General features: G+C 34.0%; 3 protein-coding genes. 2 read left to right on the top strand and 1 reads right to left on the bottom strand.

From position 1 onward, the window contains the following. Window positions 1–229 precede the first annotated feature (229 nt). Entirely contained in the window at window positions 230–487 is a 258-nt protein-coding gene (locus HMPREF9333_RS11885; RefSeq protein WP_040883150.1) for a hypothetical protein, read from the bottom strand. 120 nt (window positions 488–607) lie between these two features. Between HMPREF9333_RS11885 and HMPREF9333_RS11880 the strand changes: the two genes are divergently transcribed. Next, window positions 608–892 (top strand): transposase, encoded by a 285-nt coding sequence (locus HMPREF9333_RS11880; protein ID WP_005539206.1) that lies wholly within the window; start codon window positions 608–610, stop codon window positions 890–892. Further along, window positions 892–1,740 (top strand): IS3 family transposase, encoded by an 849-nt coding sequence (locus HMPREF9333_RS11875; protein ID WP_083816647.1) that lies wholly within the window; start codon window positions 892–894, stop codon window positions 1,738–1,740. Before HMPREF9333_RS11880 ends, HMPREF9333_RS11875 begins: the two co-directional genes overlap by 1 nt. Window positions 1,741–1,784 lie beyond the last annotated feature (44 nt).

Genomic DNA, 1,784 nt, shown 5'->3' with positions numbered 1-1,784 from the left:
CTGTGGTCAAAAAGTATATGCTTGCTATCTCTCTGAACATATTCTTTTTATTAAAATGAACTCTACCCCTTATGACTATCACAGAAAATAAGGGTGTCCCGCAGCCAAGACGGATAACTCTCATTCTGCCCAATTTTCGTTTTATATAAATTTGAAAGTTATCGCTACCACTACCACACTACCTTTGAAGTCGGTAGCAAAGTAGCGGTAGCGGACTTTTTAAAAACTCTTAGAATGGTATATCTTCAGCATTAACCTCCACAAAATCTGTATTAATATTTCGTTTATAAAACTTCTTGCTAACCCGAACCACTCCGTCAATCCTTACCTTCTTGCTTTTCACATTTGCTTCTAAGATCCATTCTCCTGCCATCTCATTTGCCATCAGTTCCGAAAAGACTTTTTCATTCGTTTCAGGGTACTTACTTGTAAATTCTGCGGAACAAAGGAGATCCGGCGTATCGGATTTTGTCGTTTTCCATTCCATAAAGTCCAGGAAGTTTTGGACATGTCGGTTTTCACTTTTATGGGTTTGTACTGATATAATTAATTTGTAACACTCTGTTCGAATAATATATAATATTTATTATCCAAGGAGGACATAAAAATGTCAGTACGTTACAGTGAAGACTTTAAAAAAGAAGTCGTTAGAGCCTATATGACCGGCGACAAATCTTACATTCAGCTTTCAGCAGAATATAACATTGCTAAAAGTACTATTAGTCAATGGGTTAACAAATACCAAGAAGAATGCCTTTATACCACTCACAGTACCACTGAATCCAATGAAGCAAAAGAAATCAGAAGACTTAATCAATTACTTAATGAGAAAGATAAGGAAATATCTTTCCTAAAAAAAGCAGCGGCATTCTTTGCGAAGGAAATCGATTAGTGGTATATCGATTCATCGATGATAATAAAGAAATCTTTGGTCTCAGATGGCTATGCAAGCAGTTCGGAATTAGCCCTAACTGCTACTATAATTATAAAAAAGGGGTTAAGAAGAAATATCATCAACGTCTAATAAATATATTTAAATTAATCAAATATATTTATTACAACAATAATCGTGTAATTGGTTACAGAACTATGCGAGTGTTTCTTAAACGCTATGGCTATGAGTTCAGTAATACCACTATACATAAGTATATGAACAAAGAGCTTAATTTATGCGCTGTTATTATGCGTTCAAAACCGGGATATAAAACCGGTAAAAAGCATAAGATTTTTGACAATCTCTTAAATCAAAACTTCAAAGTTAATTGCAAAAATAAAGTATGGTGCACAGATTTTACTTACATGCGCCAAGCAAATGGTAAATTTAGATACAACTGCTCCATAATAGATTTATACGACCGAGTTGCAATAGCTTCTGTTAATGGCGACTATATAAACACACAATTAGCTATAGATACACTTACTCAGGCTTTAGAGAAGGAAAAATATCCTTCTGTTATTTTACATTCAGATCAAGGTGTACAGTATACTTCTTGTGAGTTTGTAAATTTCTGCAAAGACAACAATGTAACTCAGAGTATGAGTAAAGCAGGCTGCCCTTACGACAATGCAGCTATGGAAAGATTCTATAATACTTTTAAAAGTAATTTTTATAATGTAGCCAGTTTCACTAGTGCAGAGGCAATGGATGAACTTACTACAAAATATATCAATTGGTACAACTACATCAGACCTCATTCGTATAACAATTATTTAACACCAATGGAGGCTCGCTACAGATAGATATTTATCGAACAAAGTGTTACAAAAAAGACTTGACCAGTAAA

It is taken from the genome of Johnsonella ignava ATCC 51276 (assembly GCF_000235445.1).
GTDB classification, from domain to species: Bacteria; Bacillota; Clostridia; order Lachnospirales; family Lachnospiraceae; genus Johnsonella; species Johnsonella ignava.
This window is presented reverse-complemented; position numbering and strand designations above follow the sequence as displayed.

What these genes read in the sequence shown, in the direction of transcription:
- HMPREF9333_RS11885 (WP_040883150.1), bottom strand. Translation starts at nt 487, where the DNA reads ATGGAATGGAAAACGACAAAATCCGATACGCCGGATCTCCTTTGTTCC.
- HMPREF9333_RS11880 (WP_005539206.1), top strand. Translation starts at nt 608, where the DNA reads ATGTCAGTACGTTACAGTGAAGACTTTAAAAAAGAAGTCGTTAGAGCC.